The sequence below is a fragment of the Sphingobacterium sp. BS-2 genome (assembly GCF_046161205.1).
GTDB lineage: Bacteria > Bacteroidota > Bacteroidia > Sphingobacteriales > Sphingobacteriaceae > Sphingobacterium > Sphingobacterium mizutaii.
Map to the genome: position 1 here is coordinate 198,702 of NZ_JBIXGO010000014.1, position 21,336 is coordinate 220,037.

Sequence of the window (21,336 nt, forward strand, 5' to 3'; positions counted from 1 at the left end):
ATGACCATTGAAAGCTCAAATATGCGAAACCCGAAAAACGGGAATTGTAATGGTAATGAGGCAAAGACAATAACTCAGAAGAATCTCCATCAGATCAAAGAGGATTACTGCAATAGGCTGAAAGGAAAGTTAGGTGAGTTGAGTGAAAGCGAGGTGACCAGTGATGGGACCTTGATGATGTATGAAAAGAAGAAATGTGTTTTTGTCAAAACTGAAAAGAATTTCCAAATGCTCCGGAACCTTGAATTGAAGGTCGGAGTGGAATTGATACAAGCTTCAGAAGAAATAAAAAAGAATGTTGCAGCTAGCATAAGCCAGAATGATGCGTTAGTGGCAGGTTTGAAAGCTGTTTTGATGACCGCCAAGAATGCTAAAGTTGCTTTTGCTAACCTTCGGGAATCGGCAGCCAAATTGGATGCCGCCATGAATGATAGTTGTAATTCGGGCCAATTAAAAATATTGGGTTGTTCGAACGATAATTGTAATGAGGGGGAAAAACAACATGAAGCTAGCAACGCGCCGAATGAGTGCCAAGATGCCTGTAGGATATTGAACAAATTGGTGGAAAGGCCAATTGACCTAAGCCAGGAAATTGATATTATCTGTAATTCAGTTGCTGATATTATTGGGATCCAGTCTTTTTCAAATGTTAAATCATTAGAGAAATTCCAACAGGATTTTGCTAGCAATGCAAAAACCTTTGATGACCTGATCCAAACTCAGATCAATACGGCTACTGCGGGTTTAAAGAAATCACAAGATGATTTGACCCTAGCCATTAAATCCCATACCCAATCGAGTTATGCACTTTATGGCAAACGCAATGAATTGGAAACCTTGGTTGAGGTGAAGGATTACCTATGCTGCCATAAATGTAGCTGCATAGGAGACTGTGGTTGTAATGAGGGTGGTAATGAGGATAACAACAGGTTCAAGAAGTGTAAATGTGATATCTGTGATATCTGTAAGGAAGTCACTGAAATCTATTGCATCCGTGATAATGAAGGTGGCTCAAGCTGTGACTGATTGAGGGTCCATTTTCAATATGGTAAATTTTAAAATAGACAATTATGTTAAGCTATAATGAAATAAGCAATTCTGATAGGGATATTTTTGATTGTTGCGATCAAAAACCTAACAGTAATGAGCCAGGCGGAGATTGCTGCTATGATGCATGGATGGGGGATCTGGTACATGTAACCTCGGACTGGAAGGCGGCGAATGCCTATGCCAGCAATAAGGAACTGGAATATAACCTAAGTATCGAGGAAAGAGATCGCCTTAAGGCTTGGTTTGCCGACTGGGAAGCGACGGATGAAAATGCAGATGCACTATGCCGGCAACTGGAACTTTTTATCCTGCTGTTGCAAAAGGTTTGTATCGTCACTGATAAGACCAACAAAGCCATAGAGATTTTATTCTGTATGGTTGAAGACCTCTATATCCGTGTAGACAGGTTGAAAAACAATTACGACAAGTTAATCCTTTGCATCAATTGTTTGAAGCGGCCTGAACTGGCTCCAGGAATTGGTATCATGAAGGTTTTGGAGGATTATGGACAAAAATTGGATGCTGTGATCTTAACTCGGGATATCATGATTCCGCAAGTTGTTGCCGTGGTGGAACTAGCCTATGGTTTACATATCAATATCTGCGAAGAATACGGATTGAAAAGAACGATCCAATATTGGAAGGATAAATTCCATTGTAACCATGCGGGTTCAGAAAGTGCAGCGTATGCAGAACCGGCTAAAATTGAAAGCAGTTCGGATTCTCATGATTGCTGCTGTATTGAACCGCATATCCATCTTCCGATCGATTCTGATGAATATTATCATCAATTGGAATCAGATTATAATCAGACCAAGCAGCGGGTTGACGTGCTGAAAAAGGAACTGGATTCCGCAAAAGAGAAGAGGGATGCACTTTTTGCATGCAAGCAGAGCCTTGAGAATGCTATCAATGAAGTGAATCCTGCAAATAAGTGTAAATAATCAATACCATTAAATCATTTGTTATGTCAAACGATCCTAAAAAAAACTATCCACTACCGAAGTTCCATTTTCAATTGGATTGGGGTGGTACTAGAATTGGTTTTACAGAAGTTAGTGGACTTGACTTTGAAACTGAGGTTATTGAATACCGTGAAGGCAGTAGCCCCACCTATAACAAGACTAAGCAACCTGGATTGACCAAATACCCAAATGTGACCCTAAAACGGGGAACTTTCTTTGGTGATTTCGAATACTTTGAACAGTGGAAGAAAACTATGATGTTTCAAGAAGGTAAGGAGAAATTCAGACGGGATGTTACCATTCGCTTATTGGATGAAGAACATCAACCCATCATCTCATGGACTCTTTCTAGAGCATGGCCTTCAAAGGTGCAATCGACCAATTTGAAAGCAGATGCCAATGAGGTGGCGATCGAAACCATGGAATTGGTGCATGAGGGTTTATCTATTGTAGAAGCTAAAAAATAATTGATTAGTCATGGCTGACAGTTTATATCAAACGGTCAATTTTCATTTTTCAGTGAATTTTACGCTGAAAGGGAATAAAGCTGTGGATATTAAATTCCAGTCTGTTTTGGGTTTGGATTCTTCGATTGATATTGAAACCATCAAGGAAGGTGGTGAAAACAGGTTTGAACATGTTGTTCCAAGTCGCCATAAATATGGTCCATTGGTATTAAAAAGAGGTTTGATATCACCGGGTTCATCGGCCATAACGGATTGGCTGAAGAAGGCTTTCGACGATCAGGTTTATGAAACCTTGGAGACTGTGGTCATCAATTTATTGGATGAGGAGCATCAATCCATCATGCATTGGAAAATAAACAATGTATGGCCCAGAAGCTGGAAGCTTACAGAGCTGAATGCTGGTCGGGCAGAGATCCTGATTGAAACTCTGGAACTGAATTATAATCGGTTAATTTTTCAAAAATCATAGCTATGCCAGTTGAAGTTAGAGAGTTGGTAATTAAAGCGACTATTGTTCAAGACCTTGCTTCCTCGGAAGGAAATGGGGGCGGCCAAGATAATGGAGTATCTCCCTCAGAGGAGCTGGTTAAGGTTTGTGTCGATAATGTTTTGGAGATTATAAAGGGTAAAAATGAGCGCTAATTATAGTTCGGGGAAATTGGAGAAACTGTTGATCTATTCTTTTACAGATAGGCAGTTTCAGGTTAAGGGTGTTGAGCAGACCAATAAGCCAGCATTCGTAGCCCCAATCAATCCTGAGTCTTTTTCTAAGAACTATAAAATTGAACATGATGTGCAAAGGCCTCATGGAACAGGTTCAGCAGAGGTTAAATTTAAATCTACTGCGCCAGAGGAATTAAAACTTGATTTTATTCTGGATGGAACTGGAACCATGGAAGGCTATTGGGAGGAATATAAAACCAAGCCCGTTAATGAGCAATTGAAGATCTTTATGGACTGTGCTTATAATTATCAAGGGGACATCCATAGGCCAAATTTCTTGCTGATTATCTGGGGGTCGGAAATTCGATTCCGTTGCGTGTTAGCTAATCTGGATGTGAATTTCACCTTATTTAAGCCTGATGGCACTCCATTGCGAGCACGCCTCTCTGCAACCTTTCTAGACTATCAATCTCGTGAACAGCGGATGGCCGAAGACAATCCATCTTCACCAGATCTGACCCACCATCGGGTCATCAAACAAGGAGATCGATTGGATCTGATGACTTACGGTATCTATAATGATCCGAAATACTTTCTACAGGTTGCGAAAGCTAATGGGCTGACTTCCATAAGAAGATTGCAGCCTGGAAATGATATCTATTTTCCACCTTTTAATAAAAATGAAAACTAATGGAAGAGCTCATCATACCGAATCCGTCCCAGCATGATACCATTTCTTATGAAATATCATTGGGTGGGTCTAAAATGGATTCTTCTTACGAAATACTCAGTATATCCATTGACAAAGAGGTCAACCGGATACCTACTGCAAAGATTTTGCTAAAAGATGGGGATGCTTCATTGGGAAAATTTGAAATCAGTAATAAGCAGGATTTTGTTCCTGGAAAAGAAATTGTCATCAAATTGGGTTTTGATAGCGACAATAAACAAGCATTTAATGGCATCATTACCAAGCATCAGGTAAAGGTGAAAGAAAATGGGAATACACAATTACTGATAGAGTGCAAGGATGCAGCTGTACGAATGACGCTGGGCAGGAAAAGCAAATATTTTCTTGACCAAAAAGATAGTGAAGTGATGGACAGCATTATCAGCAGTTATGCTGATTTAACAGGAGATGTGGAAGCAACTAGCTTGAAACATAAAGAATTGATTCAACATCATCTAAGTGATTGGGATTTTATTGCCCTGAGGGCAGAAGCTAATGGCCAATTGCTTTTTGCAAATGATGGTAAGTTGAAAATTGAATCACCAAAAACAGGAACTGATCCTGTTTTACAAGTTACCTATGGATCATCGGTAATGGAGTTCGAGGCAGAGCTGGACCTCCGTAGCCAATTGACCAAAGTAGAGGCTAATTCTTGGGATTATAAGAACCAAGGCTTGTTTACTGCTGAGGTCGATGAAGCTTCAGGGTTTACTCAATTAGGAAATGTGAGCAGTTCTGATTTGGCTGCAGCTAATAAACTGGAAAAGTATGTGTTGCATCATAGTGGTCACTTATTGGAACAAGAGCTTAAAGCTTGGGCAGATGGGGCAATGTTGCGGAGTAGATTGGCGAAGGTAAGAGGTAGGGCACGTTTTACAGGGTTTGCTGATATAAAGCCTGGGGATATGGTCAAGGTTGCTGGAGTTGGGGATCGATTTAATGGGAATGCTTTTGTGACTGCCGTAAGGCAGGAGGTAGGGGATGGCAATTGGTATACCAATATACAGTTTGGGCTTGATCCAGCGAAGTATTCTTCTTTGTATAATGATATTGATGATTTTCCAGCTGCAGGGCTTTTAGGTTCAATACAAGGCTTGCAGATAGGGAAGGTCCTACAATTGGAAAATGACCCTGATGGTGAAGACCGGATTTTGGTCAAGATTCCAATTATTGAGAATGCATCTAACGGTACTTGGGTTCGGGTTGCCTGCTTGGATGCAGGAAGTGATCGCGGAACTTTTTTTAGGCCGGAGATTGATGATGAGATTATCGTGGGCTTCATCAATAACGATCCAAGACATGCTATCATGTTGGGGATGTTGAACAGTAGTGCAAAACCTGCTCCCCTTAAAGGAGCTGATGCCAATGATGAAAAAGGGGTTTTTACCCGGAGTAAAATGCGTGTGCATTTCAATGATGCAACGAAAACCATCATCATCGACACGCCCGCCGGCAATAGTGTAACACTAGATGAAGACGGGAAAAAAATAGAGATCAAAGATCAAAACAGTAATAAGATTACGATGGATAGCAATGGGATAATAATGGAAAGCCCAAAAAACATCGAAATAAAGGCTGGTGCAGAACTTAAGATCAGCGCCGGAACCAAATTGGAAATCATAGGAAAAACAATGACCCTAAAGTCAGATACAAACGTGAATATTAATGCAGCTTTGACGAAAATAAATTCTGATGGAGTAACTGAAATCAAAGGGTCTTTGGTAAAAATAAATTAGAAAAATAGAACACGTTATGCCTTCAGCAGCAAGAATAAACGATATGCACATCTGTCCGATGGTGAATCCTGGGCCAGTGCCGCACGTGGGTGGTCCTATTTTAGGTCCAGGAGCCCCAACGGTCCTTATCGGTGGTTTGCCTGCAGCTGTTGTTGGTGATTTGTTGCTCTGTACAGGTCCACCAGATAGCATTGTTCAAGGTTCGATGACCGTCTTGATCGGAGGAAAACCTGCTGCAAGACAAGGTGATATGACGGCCCATGGTGGCACCATTGTTATGGGATTAGCAACAGTACAAATAGGAGGATAAATATCAAAAGACATGGAAAATTCTTTCAATTCATTTTTAGGAACAGGCTGGTCATTTCCGCCTGAATTCAACAAGGTTAGCAATTCTGTGGAATTGGTTTCCGGAATTGAAGATATCGATCAAAGCTTGAATATTCTATTGTCAACAGCTTTGGGAGAACGGGTTATGCAACCGAAGTACGGCTGTGACCTGACGGATTATGTCTTTGAATCGCTGAACAGTTCGGTGATTGGTTATCTGAAGGATCGAGTGACCAACGCCATATTATTTTATGAACCCAGGATTCGGGTAGAACAGATAGAAATTACCAGTAGTGATTCCATGGATCTTATTGAGGGTCGCTTTACGATCAGTATACAATATTTTGTCCCTGGGACTAACTCCAGGTTTAACTATGTCTATGACTATTATTTGAATGAAGCATTAAAGTCAATTTAAGTTGGATAATACTAAAAGTCTGAAGCCATGCAATGTAAAGAGCTTATACATCCATTCCAAAATGATCCCGGTGTCAGCCAAAGACAGCGGGTTATGGATGATCTGTTGGCTGGAACTGCCCAAATCGATGCAAGGAACCTCGCAGATCTTTTAGATTACTTTGAAAAACTCTCTAGGCATATCAACTATTATGATGCCGACTTGAATGTTTCTGATTGGCAGTCCTTCTTCCAAAATAATCTGCCTTTTACTATAACATCCATCTTAAAATATGATGCCGATAAAATAAGAGAAAAACTTGCTTTCTATAACTTGCTGTTTGAAAAATCTCCTTCAAAAGCTAGCCTTCAATTGATCGTCAACTATGTTTATCGATCCATTATCTATAAAATATATGATTGGAATTCTAAGCTTGAAGCTTCAGGACTGCCAGTCATGTTGGCATTGAATAAAATCATTAAAGATAAATTATCAGATAGTTTAAAGGTTTTTATTGTTCAGGTGAATTCTGCCGTCAGGTATTTTAGGATCAAGCCTATTAACCTGATGTGTTTTTTGGGAAATGATGATTGGATTTTGGAATTGACCGACTTATATGCCGTAAAAAGCAATCAAGCTATTCAAGATTCGGGGAAAAATAAAAGACAAAGGATGATTGCCCTGAAGAATGAAATTCTGTCAATCGGCGAATCTTTCTTAACAGTGATTGATTCTCTTCACGCATCGGCTGAATCCAGCTTGGAACCTAGTTTCCATTCCTTAAATGATGAATTTAAGGAGAAACTAAGTCCGCATTTAGCCTTATTGTTTTCTTTTCTGAAACTATTCAAATATCTTCAACAGGATTTAAATTCCTTTACCAAGAAGCACCTTGATTTCTTCTATAAGGAGGTCTTGTTATTGAAGGCCAAGCCAGCTATTCCTGATCAAGTCCATCTGGTTTTTGAAATCCAAAAACATATACAAAAGTACCTGTTGAAAGAAGGAATCATAGTGAAGGACAGCAAGGATGCAAATAAAGTAGAAATTCAATTTGCTCTGGATGATCAAATCGTTGTCAATAAAACCAAGATTGTTGAACAACGCACGCTTTTCCTAAATAACAAAGTACATGCTGGCAATAGCTATTTAGAAGGCGTTTATATGGCTAGCAATGCTAAGATGGCAGATGCTGTTGAAAAACCATTTGAAGATATGCAAAACTCTAGCTGGCCTACATTAGGAGCAGCATTGAGCAAGTATGTTGATCCTGAGAGCAAGTTCTTGAAACCCTATCCTAATGCACGGTTGGGATTTGTCCTTGCTTCTCCCGTTCTCTTTTTGAGTGAAGGGACTCGGAAAATAGAAATTACCTTAGCCTGCAAACTGCATGCTAACATTTGTGAAAATGGCAATGATGCCTTTGCATTCTATGAAAGGGTGAGGACCGTAATCAATGATAAATTCTACCCGATAAACCGTGACCTTATTGCGCAAGCAGTCAAAAAAGGCATCAGTAAACCGCTAAAGGAAAAGCTGGAGGCGGTATTGTGGAAAGACAGCCCTATTGGAAAACAGATTTCCTGTTATTATCCATTGGAAGAAGCTCTCTACGAGAAAACCATATCTGATGTAGAATATCGAGAGCTGATATCTTCTCCCGAAGAAATAGCGTCAATTAAGGATATTTTTAAGCCTATAAAAGCATTAAATATTGCTTTGACCGGTAAGAAAGGCTGGCTAATTCCAGACCAATCTGTTGAAATCGTAATGTCGAACCTCAATGCTTCTGGTACTTTTGAAATTACCCTTGCTTTGACGCTTTCTGCAGACCAAGAAGGAATAGTAAACTATGATGAAGAACTATTTAAAGAAGGTTTTGAAACAGCATTACCATTGATAAAAATCAACCTGGATGATCGTGTAAAAATAGAACAAGATGTTAAATGGACCAGCAGAGAATCATGCTGTGAAAAGAAATCAGAAGATGAGATCCAATTAGTTTCTCTGTATCAATTCTTCAGGAGTGTCCAGATATCTCATACCAAGGGCACCAAGATCAAAGTGAATGTCTGTGGATTGAAAAACTTCGTGGTACAGAACAGCGAGAGCCTGCAGAATGTCAATAGTCCGATCTATCCATTTGGAACTCGCCCAGAAATCATAGATTATGATATAAAGAATCCACCAAATCTAAACAATCCAACAAGCTTAAACTTGTTGGGACCTGACTTCTATATTGGAAGTCAAGAAGTGTTCACCAAGAAATGGAACGAAATCCATATTAAGTTTGATTGGAAAGATAAACCAACCAGCTTCAGGGATTACTATAAAGGCTATTTGAAAGATGGTGGCTTGTTTGGGCTTGATGAAAATAAGTTCTTGATCAATTTAGCTGTTTTAGAAAACGGTAAATGGGTTAAGGAAAAATCGCATAGCTCACCATCAACAAAGACTGTCACCATTCAAGGGGAAACCTATAACGATAGGAAGCTATTTGAAAATAATAATAGCTCTACCTGTCCTGGCAGCAGTGAATTTGATCAAACCATATTTTTGAGGAATACCTTTTTTGAACTCAATCAGCAATTTTCTAAAAACACTTCTGCTATTGAGCAATATGAGGTTGGAACTTCAGCGGGATTTTTAAAAATCAATCTGCAAGGTCAAGATTTTTGCCATAAGAACTATTCATACGTCCTTGCAAGGCAGATGATGGCCTTAGGAAAATTGCCCGATAGCAAGCTAGAAGATGCCATCTACTATGATGAAAGTGGAAACCTTATCGTATTCAGTACCAATGCCATTGCACAGAGCATTGAAGATGCCAAAACCGTCTCCACTCGTGTGGAGGACGATGTCAATAATCCTTCAGAAGGTATAAAAGCTAAAATGGGAGGGATTGGAGCAGGTAAGATCAATGAAGCCGAAGCTGATTCAATACGTAGAACGGTTCTAACACCTTATCCAGGAGAATTTTATAATAAGAACTTAACTGGTGATGTAACTCTACTGAGGAACCAAATCCAACAGATTAAGAACATTATCAGCAATAATGATAGCTTTCAAGCGGTCATCCCAAATGAACCTTGGACTCCTATCATTAAAAAGATAGAAATTGATTATTCTGCTACCGCAAGTATAGAAGATATCGATCTTATCCATCTTTATCCTTTCCCAGGTACCTATAAGCTGGAACAAATTGAACAACAACCTACTTTATTGCCAACCTACTGCGATGAAGGAAACTTATTTCTCGCATTGAAGGATCTAGAGCCGGGAAGCACGGTGAATATTCTTTTCCAGATGGCAGAAGCTTCGGCCGATTCGGAATCAGAAAGAGAACCGGTTTCATGGGCTTATTTGGATAATAATGAATGGAAACCCTTGCGGAATGGTTTTGAAGTATTGCAAGATGATACTGATGGTCTGACCACCTCGGGTATCATAAAGTTTTCAATTCCGGCCAATATCAGCAATGAAAATACTGTACTTCCCAAAGGATTGCACTGGATAAAAGCTGGGATAGCAAAAAATAGCAAGTCAGTCAGTGAAACGATCGGTCTTTATACCCAAGCTATCAAGGCCACTTTCAGTAATGAACCATTGAATGATAAATTAAGGCTAGATAAAGGCTTGCCGGCAGGCTCTATCTCCAAGATGAAAGATGCCGATGTCGCCATCAAATCTGTTTCACAACCTTATGATTCTTTCGCAGGGAGGGTACCTGAGGCGGAAGGTCATTTCTATATCCGAGTTTCGGAACTCTTAAAGCATAAGAATAGGGCGATCCAAAAGTTTGATTATGAACGATTGGTGTTAGAAGCCTTTCCGCAGTTATTTAAGGTGAAATGTGTGAACCATAGCTTTGCTTTGGACGCACATAGATATGTCAACGATATCCCAATGGCACCTGGATACATCATCATGGCTGTCATTCCAGATATGAATAAATTAAAGGCTTCTCAGTTATTTGAACCGCGCGTTCCTGTCAGTCTATTGGAAAGCATCCAAGAGTATTTACAGGAAAGGAGTTCGCCATTTGTCAAGATCCGAATAATGAATCCACGATATGAGGGAGTCAACTTCTGTATCAAGGTTAAACTGTTGAAAGGAATGGATGAGGTGTTTTATAGAGAGAAATTGAAACAAGATCTGCGTGAGTTCCTGGCTCCATGGGCAATTGGTGAATTCGATAAACTGACCTTTGGACAGTGTATTTACGAATCGGATATCGTTGGCTTTTTGGAATCTAGGGATTACCTCGATTATATCGTGGAATTATGGATGAAACATGCTGATGAGCAAGGCGGCGTAATGGGTTCAATGACCAAGGTGGTCTGTCCGATCAGCCCTAGATCTATCCTGATTGCTGGAAATATCGATGTAAAGATCGAACAAGCAGATTGTGAAAGATGGGAGTCACGAAAATTGGCAGAGCCTTGTCGCAATCCAGCGGTTCCTATTGAAAATTATTGTAATAACTATTATGCATAGGTAAAATGCAAGATCATGGCAAGCCAAGGAGAAAATATAAAATCGATAAACAAGGACAATGCTGGTTTCCCTGCCTACTTAGATTTTGAAAAATTAAGGGCAGAAGGAATCGCTTACCTTGGTAAACTCTCTGGAAAAATCTGGACAGACCATAATGTCCATGATCCTGGGATTACCATATTGGAAGTCCTATGTTATTCTTTTCTTGATCTGGGCTATCGAACGAATTTACCAGCCATTGATCTGTTCAGCAGGGATCCTAAAGAATCCGGAGCAGATAATAACTTCTTTACAGCGGCACAAATCCTGAGCTGTAATCCATTGACTATTATGGATTATAGAAAGTTCTTGATCGATATTGAAGGGGTGAAGAACGCCTGGTTAGAAGTAGCAATCGATCAAACCGACTTTTGTAGACCTAGGTATGATCAGCAATCTACTAATAATCAAAACAGCGGCTGCGTTGAATACCTCAATGGCCTATATCATATTTTTATAGAGCCTGAGAAGGATGTAAACAAGGATTTTCCAGATGAATCTGCTGCGAATACCTATTTAGAAGATTTGAACAAAACCATCAAAAACAGATTGATGGCACACCGAAACTTCTGTGAAGACTTTGTGGATATTTCCATGCTCTGTAAGATAGATATTGGAGTATGCGCCGTAATAGAATTACAAAATGATGCCGATTTAGAAAAATCTTATCAAGAGATTGTCCAAAGGCTAAGGGATTTTATTTCACCAGTGCCCAAATTTTATACCTTGCAAGAGCTCTTGGACCGTCAAAAGCCAATAGAAGACATTTTTGCAGGCAGACCCTATAACCCTGCCGAAAGCCATGGTTTCATAGATACCGATGAACTATATGCCTTGAAGCTGAAAAAGGAAATCCATATTTCAGATTTGTATCAGGTGATTTTGGATTCGATAGGAGTGAAATCAGTCAATAAGCTGGCCATAAGGAACTGCGAATCTGGTCGCTTTACTGACATTAACGCATGGAAATTTAAAATTCCCGAAAATCATATTACTAATTTTTCGGTAGCCTGTTCTGGTATTCAATTTACTAAAAACGGAATCCCGATTGAATTTGATAGCAAAAAATTTCAAGGTCTATTTAATCTTAACTTTTCAAACTCTGGAAAGGTTCTGTATCAATTGCCTTCGCCTTATTTAGACCATTCTATCCCTTCTGGAACATACCATGAGAATTTAGATGAGTATTTCCTATTACAGGATGATTTTCCTCGGGTTTATGGTATTGCAGAAGGCGGATTGCCGGATGATGTTTCCAACCAAAGAAAAGCGCAGGCTTTACAGCTAAAGGGTTATCTGTTGTTTTTTGACCAACTGTTATCTGGCTATTTAGCACAACTGAAGAACATTCGTTCATTATTTTCAATGAACTCACCCGATGATAGCCAACAAAGAAGAACCTATTTCCTCAATCAATTGACTGAGAAACCCGAGTTAAGCAAATTATTACGGTTTGCAGTCGGTACTGATCAGAATGAAATCTTAGGAGCAGAAGGGGATAGCTTAATTCGAGTGATTAAGAAAAGTCAATTGGATCAATTGATAGAAAATAATAGCAAGGATATAGATGCACTAGAACAGTTTCAATTTAGTTCATTGATCAAACAGCAGATTGCTATCAATCAATTAATCGAGGATTTCAGTAACAATAACTTCGAATATGGCTTTATCTATGATCCTGAAGGAAAGATCTTCTACTACCTGATTGGCACATCAGCGGAATTTGCCCTCATCAGTAAAATCAGTTTTCCTTCTCTATCTGCTGCTAATCTGCATTTGAGTTCAGTAGCCTATGTGGGCTCTTTTGAGGAAAACTATAGGAGCTATATTATTGATGAAAATCACGTATCCTTCGATATTGAATTAAATATAGCATCGTTTAAGTCTTATCTGGCCTTGATATTGGAAGATGAAGATCTGTATGCTGAACGAAGGAATTCTTTCTTGAATCATCTCTTATCTCGATTTGCAGAAAGGTTTACCGATGATGTCCTAATGCAATTCAATCAGCAATCTAATTTGTTGATTCAGGCTAAAGAAGATTTACTTAGCCATTATGATGAGATCAGTGCCAATCGAGGCAGAGCCTATGACTATCTAAAGGATGAGTGGAACAACAATAATATTTCTGGGTTTGAAAAGGAAGCCAAATATTTAGCAGGAATCTCCAATAAGACCTTGCATAGCCTGTGCAACTTTGTTGTAGAACAGTTGGATGAATATTACCTTGTCGAATTGAGCATAGCCGAGGAGGCATATTTCAAGTTGACTGAAAAGTTTGATTCTCCTAAAGAAGCCGAAGAAGCTGCTCAAATGGCATTTGATTCACTTGCCCAACCCGAAAGGTTAAAAACTCGGTATGTCGCTCATGAAAAGATGTACAGCATCGTGCTGCAATATGATGACCGATCTTCGGTTCCATTCTATAAGCAATATGCGACTTCTCAAGAGGCAGATGAGGTGCGGGCCAAATTGAACCGCATGTTTTCTAAACAACCTGTTGAAGATGTCTATATCAGCAGTTATGCGCATAAGGTCCAATTGGTAGACCATAAAGGAAATATCCTTCGGAACTCCGTAGAAGCTTATGATTCTGATTTGAGTGCTTTAGAGGCTGGTCGGAAAAACATGAGTAAGTTAAACGACAGTACCCTATGGCAAGAAGAGGATTCAAAGGATAGTAAAATTACCCAGCTTACCTTCAATGACCTGGAGGTAGATGATCCTAATTATATAGATGTTAAAGCTTTCAAGATCACAATCAACAATTCCATTGTAGGAAAACCAGATAAGTTTACTTACGATCTTTTGGATCATGCAAATTCCTTTAAATTTTATGCTGCCAAAGAATTTTCAAGTAATAAAGAAGCAAAGGCCAATGCTTATTTGGTATTGAAATTAGCAGGAAATTCTAAAAACTATTCCATAGTAAGGACATCTATTGATTCCAAATGGCGACTTCAAATTGTCTACAAAGAACAGGTCGAAGCCATCTGTTATACAGAATTTGATACTGAGGAGGAAGCCATAAATCTAAGGGATCAAATCATCACTTCCTTTCAACATGCATCATACAGGTTGACCAGCAATTCATTTCCAAAAGGATGGAAGTTTAATTATGAATTAGGATATGATCAAGACTCTAATTTTAAGTTCAGCAGCAGCAAGGAATATCGATATAAAGAAGAAGCAATTAAAGCTTCCCATGCATTCCAACAGGCTATTCCATCTTTAAGGTTAGGGAAAGGTAAGAACGGAATTATCTTAACCCAGCAAAATAGAGGAAGTAAACTTCCCACTGTTAATTTGGATGCTGTAGATTTTAATGAAGAAAGCATCAATAAGGCACTGGATTCGCAAAAAAGCATTTCCCAGTTTGCCAGCAGCAATAAAACACAGAATTTTAGGACTTCCATTCGCAAGGAATCAACAGACAATTCAGCCCGATATATTTACCGCTTGGTCGATAAAGACCGTGTTTTGGCCTATTATCAGGACCAATTCTTATCCAAAGAAGAAGCGGTATTAGCCAAAATGAAAATTTCTAGGTTGTTGAAAAGAAACCTAAATTATCTGCAATTATGTTTAGGAACCGCTGTCATCAAGGAAGTTTCTGGAAATAAAAACAAAAAAGCAAAATCCTATTCCTATCAGATTAGGGCACATAATATTCAATACAAACATGCCGGACCGATTAATGAGGAACTGGTTATTTTCGAAAGCTTTGAATCATTTCCGACTAAAGAACAGGCACTTGAAGCCTTTGAAAATAACCTGTTCAATATTCTAGAATTAGCGGCTATAGAAGAGAACTATGGCAGTTTGATCAGTTTTGAAAAAACAAAGAGCGAAAATTCTGCTGCTGTTGTATTTGTTCCCTTGGCAACCCAGGAGGAGATAAAAGCTTTTGATGAAGGCAGCATTCCGCAAATGCTGATGCAATTGCTAAGGACCTACCCAATTAAAAGAAATAATGATTTGTATTATTTCGAGACCTTTCATTCATCTAAAGATACCCGAGGCTGGCACAGCGTCAAAGAATATCCTACGGCGGATGCAGCCATGCAGGATTTCTTATTTTTCTTGATGCTCTTAAAGTATGCTGGCAATCTATATGTCGATTGTGATTTTAATGATGACGGTAAAGGTAACTATAGGATCTATATCCGTGAGGTGTTGGCAGAAAGTAGCCAACGCTTTTACACGGAAGAAGAAGCATGGGGATTGGAAGGTGTAGAAAAGCTGATCTGTGCCATTCAATCTGACTTAGGTTTCCAAAAATATCAGCGGAAAGAAGATTGCTGTTATTCATTCTATATCAATTGTGGAGCAGACTTCCTAATTCATCCATGTACTTACGATACAGCCAAAAAGAGAAATCAGGTAGTACTAGAGCTCTATGATCAATTCAAACGCTATGAGGATAGGAAAGCATATACTTTATCAACTGAGAATAATTCTTTGATTTTTCATGATGAGGGAGGAAAGCCTTTTGCAATAAGAAGGTTTAACGAAAATGAGAACCAAGAATTTTGTGACCTGCTTTTTGATTATTTGGACGAACTTCAAGGGGAAGGAAATCGTTATGTTATAGAAAAGGAATTTGTCTTTGTTAAAAATAAAAGCGGTCAGGTTATTCTCGAATCTTATAGCCAAGGTTGGACCGAGGAATCGTTTAAAGAGCAGTTAGAACTCTTTTTATGCTTTTTCCCAGTTATACGAAGTAAAAATGAAAAATCCGAAGGCTATCAATATCATATAGAAATAAAGCTTCCAGGCTTCAATACCTGTAATGAGGAAAATACCGCGGGTTGCGGTTGTTCTGACCCAATAGCAGAGGAGCCAACCTGTTTTGTGGCTTGGAAAACTTCCTGTCCAATCCAAAACTGCTATACGGCTATGCGATTGTACGGCTTGACCACTTATTTGCTGAGCAATTTTGAAAACTATCAATCCATTTTGGATTGTAGTTGCAATTCATTTGGCATTGCCATGGACTTCAATCTACCAGAATATAGGGAGCAATTTTTTATCAATGGCAAACAGATTGCATTTAATCCACAGTGCTATGAGACTTCCCAAGAAATGTGCAAAGCCGTTGATCGGGCAAATGAACTCATTAACGCCGAAGGCTTGCAGGTGGTAGAGCATATCCTGCTCAGACCTCGATGTGAAGAAGACTGTGAAGTTAGGCAAGGTTTATATTGCAATGAAACTTACCAATATTGTGGATACACTTGGAAAGCCGATCAAGAAGATCCTTGTTCAAATCAATCTGATATCTGCTTTGTGCCTGCCATTGATCCTTATTCCTTTATTGCAACCGTAGCCCTACCGGCTTGGCCAAAAAGATTCCGGTCTGAAACAGGCCGAATGTTAATGGAGGATATTTTATATCGACTGGCACCAGCGCATGTCATGTTGAGGATTCTTTGGTTAGCTCCACACGATTACTGCTGTTTCGAATCGAAATACAAAAACTGGAGACAATGGCTAGCAAAGAGAAAAACTTGTAATACCGATTTCACCGTTGATGATTTCTTGAATTTTCTATTCCATCGGAATTATGAGGAACTGGTTGATTGCGAGACCTGCAAGCCTTGTGCTGATCAAGTAGTAATCAATAATCCTTGTACATATCGTGATCTTAATCAAGATGGCAATTATATGATGAAACAAAGCTTCCTGGACCAAGTAAATGCCTCATTTTGTTGGCGAGTATCTTATCCAGGCGAATATCAATTTATCAGTTGCGATCGAGATAATCAACCAAACTATGATTATGTACGTAAGATCCAAAAGGAGGAAAAAGAAGAAGAGTTAAAGCCAATCGCTCCTGTTGCCAGTGCTGTAAAGAGGGGAAATAGTAAAGAATTGAAGTTGTTGAAAGAAAGACGCATAATACATTATCGTTCAACAATCGAACAAATAGCCGAAAAGCTAAAGAAAAATCTTGTCATTCAAAGTGTCCAGAATTACATGAGCGAACCTAATTTGGCAATAAACCAATTGGAAGCTATCGTAACCCAAATAATTGAAAACAAAAAAACTACCGCAAAAAACTATGTGGTCCTGAATAAACCTCAAATGCAACGTGTGCTTGAATCTGTGGTATGCTATGCATTGGATCAGGTTAACCACAAGAAAAAGAACAAAACTGACTTGACCCTCATCAATGCTGCCTTCGAAAAAATGCGGAAAGCCAAAATTGATGTAGCCTCCATATACAATCATTGGGATGGTACCGAACTAAAGAAGCATCAACCCGTCATTAATGTAGTCGAGATCAAGAACCTGATTTTGGGAACTAAAAAGTGAGACCATGCTGCATATTATCAAAAGACAGCGTATTGAGCTCCAATTACCACAAGGAGAAGACAGTTTTAGCATTCAGCAAAAACTGAGTGATCAATATTGGGAGTTTTTTGTGCCCTTAATGGATGAAATCCTGAATGGATTATCTGAAGAGAATAAAGTCTTAAGCCTGGAATCATTGACCATTGATCTAGGAAAATTGAAGCTCAGCGATCTGGATGGAATGAAATCCAATAGCCAATTAATAGAAAATATTAGACAACAATTTGAAGAACAGATCTGGAAAGAAAAATCAACAAAGAATGTGTTGAATTTTCAGGATAAAGCTCACGCTAACTTTAATAAATGGTTCTCTTATTTACGCGAAGGATTTTTAGATTGGAATGTGGAATTTCCAATTGATGATTGGTATGAACATGTATTAGAAGCCCTTTCTAGTAATTTGGAAACTCTAAATCATTTTATTCTGGAAGTAGATCGCAGTCCGAATTTCCGGATCCGATTGGTTAGGCAACATCCTGATAGTTTTTTGAACAGATTGATTAAGGTAATTGCTCCTAAATACGAGAATTTAATAGAAAAAAAAGCGACTGAACTCTACACATTTGAGTCATTGAATAAGGATCTCGCATCAGATAGATTGAAGGAGAGGAGAGAGCAGTTTTGGCTTGAATTGCTTCTAGCTGTTTCAACTGATTTCTTCAATCCCAATCAAGCTGATTCCCAAAGCCATATTGAACTTATTAAGCCAGAAAACTATTCCAATTCCAGTACTGTTGACAATCCGGTCAGAAGTTTTGATGAGTTTAAGGATTCAAGCGATATTAAAGAAGCTATTTTTCTTGATTATGTCGGTTTAGTATTACTGCATCCCTTCTTAAGCTCATTATTCAAACGCTTAGATTTGCTACAGGATAAAGACTTCAAAAACGTAGAAGCTAAAGAAAAAGCCATCCATCTATTGCATTTTGCAGCAACTGGAACTGATCAACCTAAGGAATATGAATTAGTCATTCCTAAGATATTTTGTGCCTATCCCATTAAAGCCGCGATACCTATAACTATGGAATTGAGCAATGCTGAAAAGGAAGAAGTCAATGCTATGCTGGAAGCCTGTATTGCCAATTGGGAAATATTAAAGAAGACCTCCATTGATGGGTTACGGGAAAGCTTTTTACAACGAAAGGGGAAAGTAGAGCTCGGTATGGAAAAGATAACTGTACAGGTTGAAAAAGGGTCTGTCGATATGCTCCTGGACTACCTACCCTGGAGTTTGAATATGATTAAGTTTCCGTGGCTAAAACAGCTTATCCATGTAGAATGGAGGTAAATTGTTGAAGCTGGATTACAGATTGTTGGATGAATTTATTGTAAAATATCATGTCAGAAAAACCGCTAGTGTTAAAATGGAATCAACTTATTCTTGAGGCCATCAAGTTGACCAAAACTTCGGCTCCCTTGGCCGCTAGAGCCTTGGCAATGATGCATACTGCAATGTACGACGCATGGTCTGTTTATGATACCTGTGCCTTCAGCAGCAGCACCGCAAAATATATCAAAATATCAAAATCGCAATGCGCCAAAGACAATATCCGAAAGTCCTTCAGTTATGCCGCTTATAGGGTGCTGATGGAACTTTTTTGGTTAAGATTGCCAGCAGATGAAAAGAATATTTTCCGTGATTTTATGTGCCAATTAGATTATGACCCTGATAATAGAAGTTTAGATATCACGAAGCCAGAAGGAATTGGCAACCTCATGGCAAAACTGACCATCGAACAGCGATATGGCGATGGAAGTAATCCGTATGGAACTTTGCACATGCCTAGATTTTCGGACTATACTGGTTTTAAACCCATCAATCCGCCTGGACAATTGATCAATCTGAGTTATTGGCAACCCTTACAGAAAATCAAAGAGGGATCTAAAACCAGGTTTCAACGATTCCACGTACCTCATTGGGGCTTGGCGAAAGCCTTCGCACTACCATTCAATTGGCAATTCAGACCCGATGCGCCATTTACAAAAGAACAACCAGAATTTAAGCAACAGGCCAGGGAAATATTGGATATCAATGCAGCCCTGACAGATGAACAGAAGGTGATTGCTAGCTATTGGGAGGATGCCCGCGGAACCTATACCACAGCAGGACATTGGTGTGAAATCGCACAGTTCGTTGCCCAAAAGGAATTCTACAGAAATTCGCAATGCATCAAACTGTTCTTTGTGCTCAGCAATGCCTTGTTAGATGCCTCTATTGCTACTTGGGAATGCAAACATCATTATAATTCAGTCAGACCGATTACGGCCATCCGTAATTTATTCAATGGGCTGCATGTGCATGCTTGGGGTGGCGCCTGTAAAGGGACTGAAACCATTAAAGGGGACCAATGGAATCCTTATCTGAAGACTCCTTCGACCCCCGAATACATTTCTTCCCATAGCTGTTTGAGTAGGGCTGCTGCGGTGATCCTTAAGAACTTTACTGGAAATGATGCCTTCGGTGGTAGAACGACCATCAAGATGGGGTCTTCCAAGATTGAACCAGCTGTAACGCCTTGTATGGATATGGTCTTGGAATGGCCAACCTATTCCTTCGCAGCAGAACAGGCCGGACAATCCTGCATATATGCTGGAACCCATTTTCAAAAAGCCACTGCAGAAGGCCATAAATTAGGTTTAAAAGTAGCAATGTGCGTTTGGGAAAAAGCAAAAGTCTATTTCAATGAAAAGTAAAAAGGAACATAAGGAATCGAGCATCAGCTTTCTTGATATCAATGCACCAGAAGAATTAAAATACCTGGAGCAGCTGATCCTATTTCGATTGAGTATTTGGTTCCCAGCCGAACATGAAATGGATAAACCAAAACCGAATTATCGAACTTGGTCCAAAAAACTACAGGAATTTATCAAACTACATAAACTTAATGAAGAAGAAGCTTGCCTATTGCTGATTGCTATGGCGCCGCATATCCAACCTGATCTTTTTGATAATGCCATCAATTATAAACTACAGCGAACTGGTGATTTCCAAAAAATTGGAGGCGTACGTGGAAAGGATTTTAGAGGTTTTATCCCAACAGGGGAAACTGCTGTTTTTCTTTTAGGGGATGATGATTTTGTAAAGAAGATGGAAATCCAAAAACTGTTTTGGGCTGATCATTTGTTTGATAGCAAGAAAATCCTTTGGCTAGATGAAGTACCCGCAGGAGAGCCGGAAATGAGCGGAAAGATTCTGATCTCAAAGGAATACCTAGACAGCTTTATCTTTGGCGAGGCTACCCAACCCAAGTTCAGTGTCAATTTTCCGGCAAAAATAATCCGCACCAAATTGGAATGGAAAGACTTGGTGATCAATGATGAACTGAAAGAACAAATCCATGAATTAAAGAGCTGGTTAAAATACAACAGCATTTTGATCAATGAATGGGGGATGGCAGGAAGGATCAACAATGGCTATAAAGCCTTACTCTATGGTCCCTCAGGAACAGGTAAAACCCTGACCGTAGGTTTGTTGGGAAAAGAGGTAGGCAAAGATGTCTACAAGATCGATCTATCGATGGTCATGTCGAAATACATCGGTGAAACCGAGAAGAACCTGGAACAGATCTTTGCAAAAGCGGAAGATAAAGGCTGGATCCTGTTTTTTGACGAGGCCGATTCATTATTTGGAAAAAGGACTAATGTACGCGATGCCCATGATAAATATGCCAATCAGGAGGTTTCCTATCTGTTGCAACGTATTGAAGAATACAATGGCATGGTCATCCTGGCCACCAATATGAAAAACAATATCGATGATGCCTTTATGCGCAGGTTCAATGCGATATTGAAATTTACTGTTCCAGAAGCCGCAGACCGAGCAAAAATATGGAAACTCAGTTTTCCTGAAGATGCTGTATTCCTCAATGAAAAGCATGAAACCGTAGATATTCCAGATCTGGTGAAAAATTATGTGATCTCCGGTGGATCCATTGTAAATGCTGTTCATTATTCTTGTATAAAAGCCTTGGAAAGAGATTCCACCTCAAAAAATAAAAAATCCATATATCTCTCCGATGTATTGGATGGCATTCGTAAAGAGTTATTGAAGGAAGGCAAACCTTTCCATTAACAGAATAATAATTCTTTTGTGGACAGGGGCCAC

14 protein-coding genes are annotated in these 21,336 nt (G+C 39.3%); all 14 read left to right on the plus strand.

Features of this window, described 5'->3' with window-relative positions; all coding sequences use genetic code 11:
* From ACK2WI_RS06155 to ACK2WI_RS06220, 14 genes are read left to right on the plus strand one after another with little or no spacing between them, the layout of a single operon-like run.
* A complete protein-coding gene (locus tag ACK2WI_RS06155) occupies positions 1-1,026 on the plus strand; it encodes a hypothetical protein (RefSeq protein WP_093096921.1) in 1,026 nt (341 codons plus the stop codon).
* A 44-nt stretch (positions 1,027-1,070) separates the two neighbouring features.
* A complete protein-coding gene (locus ACK2WI_RS06160; protein ID WP_409150090.1) occupies positions 1,071-1,994 on the plus strand; it encodes a hypothetical protein in 924 nt (307 codons plus the stop codon).
* A 23-nt stretch (positions 1,995-2,017) separates the two neighbouring features.
* Positions 2,018-2,482 (plus strand): phage tail protein, encoded by a 465-nt coding sequence (locus ACK2WI_RS06165; RefSeq protein ID WP_093096915.1) that lies wholly within the window; start codon positions 2,018-2,020, stop codon positions 2,480-2,482.
* Positions 2,483-2,492: 10 nt separating this feature from the next.
* The gene (locus ACK2WI_RS06170) at positions 2,493-2,951 is read left to right on the plus strand and encodes a phage tail protein (RefSeq protein WP_409150091.1); all 459 of its coding nucleotides are present in this window, start codon (positions 2,493-2,495) and stop codon (positions 2,949-2,951) included.
* Positions 2,952-2,953: 2 nt separating this feature from the next.
* Positions 2,954-3,124 (plus strand): DUF5908 family protein, encoded by a 171-nt coding sequence (locus ACK2WI_RS06175; protein WP_409150092.1) that lies wholly within the window; start codon positions 2,954-2,956, stop codon positions 3,122-3,124.
* Positions 3,114-3,836 carry a hypothetical protein gene (locus tag ACK2WI_RS06180; RefSeq protein WP_093096910.1) on the plus strand — a complete coding sequence of 241 codons (723 nt, stop codon included), beginning with the start codon at positions 3,114-3,116 and terminating at the stop codon, positions 3,834-3,836. Before ACK2WI_RS06175 ends, ACK2WI_RS06180 begins: the two co-directional genes overlap by 11 nt.
* Positions 3,836-5,611: a type VI secretion system tip protein VgrG gene (gene vgrG, locus ACK2WI_RS06185; protein WP_409150093.1), complete on the plus strand. Its 1,776-nt coding sequence runs from the start codon at positions 3,836-3,838 to the stop codon at positions 5,609-5,611. Before ACK2WI_RS06180 ends, vgrG begins: the two co-directional genes overlap by 1 nt.
* A 16-nt stretch (positions 5,612-5,627) precedes the next feature.
* Complete coding sequence (locus tag ACK2WI_RS06190) at positions 5,628-5,921, plus strand: PAAR domain-containing protein (protein ID WP_093096905.1); 294 nt, start codon at positions 5,628-5,630, stop codon at positions 5,919-5,921.
* 12 nt (positions 5,922-5,933) lie between these two features.
* Positions 5,934-6,359, plus strand: a complete 426-nt coding sequence (locus tag ACK2WI_RS06195) for a GPW/gp25 family protein (RefSeq protein ID WP_409150094.1) — start codon at positions 5,934-5,936, stop codon at positions 6,357-6,359.
* Positions 6,360-6,386: 27 nt separating this feature from the next.
* The gene (locus ACK2WI_RS06200; protein WP_409150095.1) at positions 6,387-10,835 is read left to right on the plus strand and encodes a hypothetical protein; all 4,449 of its coding nucleotides are present in this window, start codon (positions 6,387-6,389) and stop codon (positions 10,833-10,835) included.
* 15 nt (positions 10,836-10,850) lie between these two features.
* The gene (locus ACK2WI_RS06205) at positions 10,851-17,192 is read left to right on the plus strand and encodes a hypothetical protein (RefSeq protein ID WP_409150096.1); all 6,342 of its coding nucleotides are present in this window, start codon (positions 10,851-10,853) and stop codon (positions 17,190-17,192) included.
* Between the two features lie 4 nt (positions 17,193-17,196).
* A complete protein-coding gene (locus ACK2WI_RS06210; protein WP_409150097.1) occupies positions 17,197-18,519 on the plus strand; it encodes a contractile injection system tape measure protein in 1,323 nt (440 codons plus the stop codon).
* 50 nt (positions 18,520-18,569) lie between these two features.
* The gene (locus tag ACK2WI_RS06215; RefSeq protein ID WP_409150098.1) at positions 18,570-19,925 is read left to right on the plus strand and encodes a DUF6851 domain-containing protein; all 1,356 of its coding nucleotides are present in this window, start codon (positions 18,570-18,572) and stop codon (positions 19,923-19,925) included.
* Complete coding sequence (locus ACK2WI_RS06220) at positions 19,915-21,303, plus strand: ATP-binding protein (RefSeq protein ID WP_409150099.1); 1,389 nt, start codon at positions 19,915-19,917, stop codon at positions 21,301-21,303. Before ACK2WI_RS06215 ends, ACK2WI_RS06220 begins: the two co-directional genes overlap by 11 nt.
* Positions 21,304-21,336 lie beyond the last annotated feature (33 nt).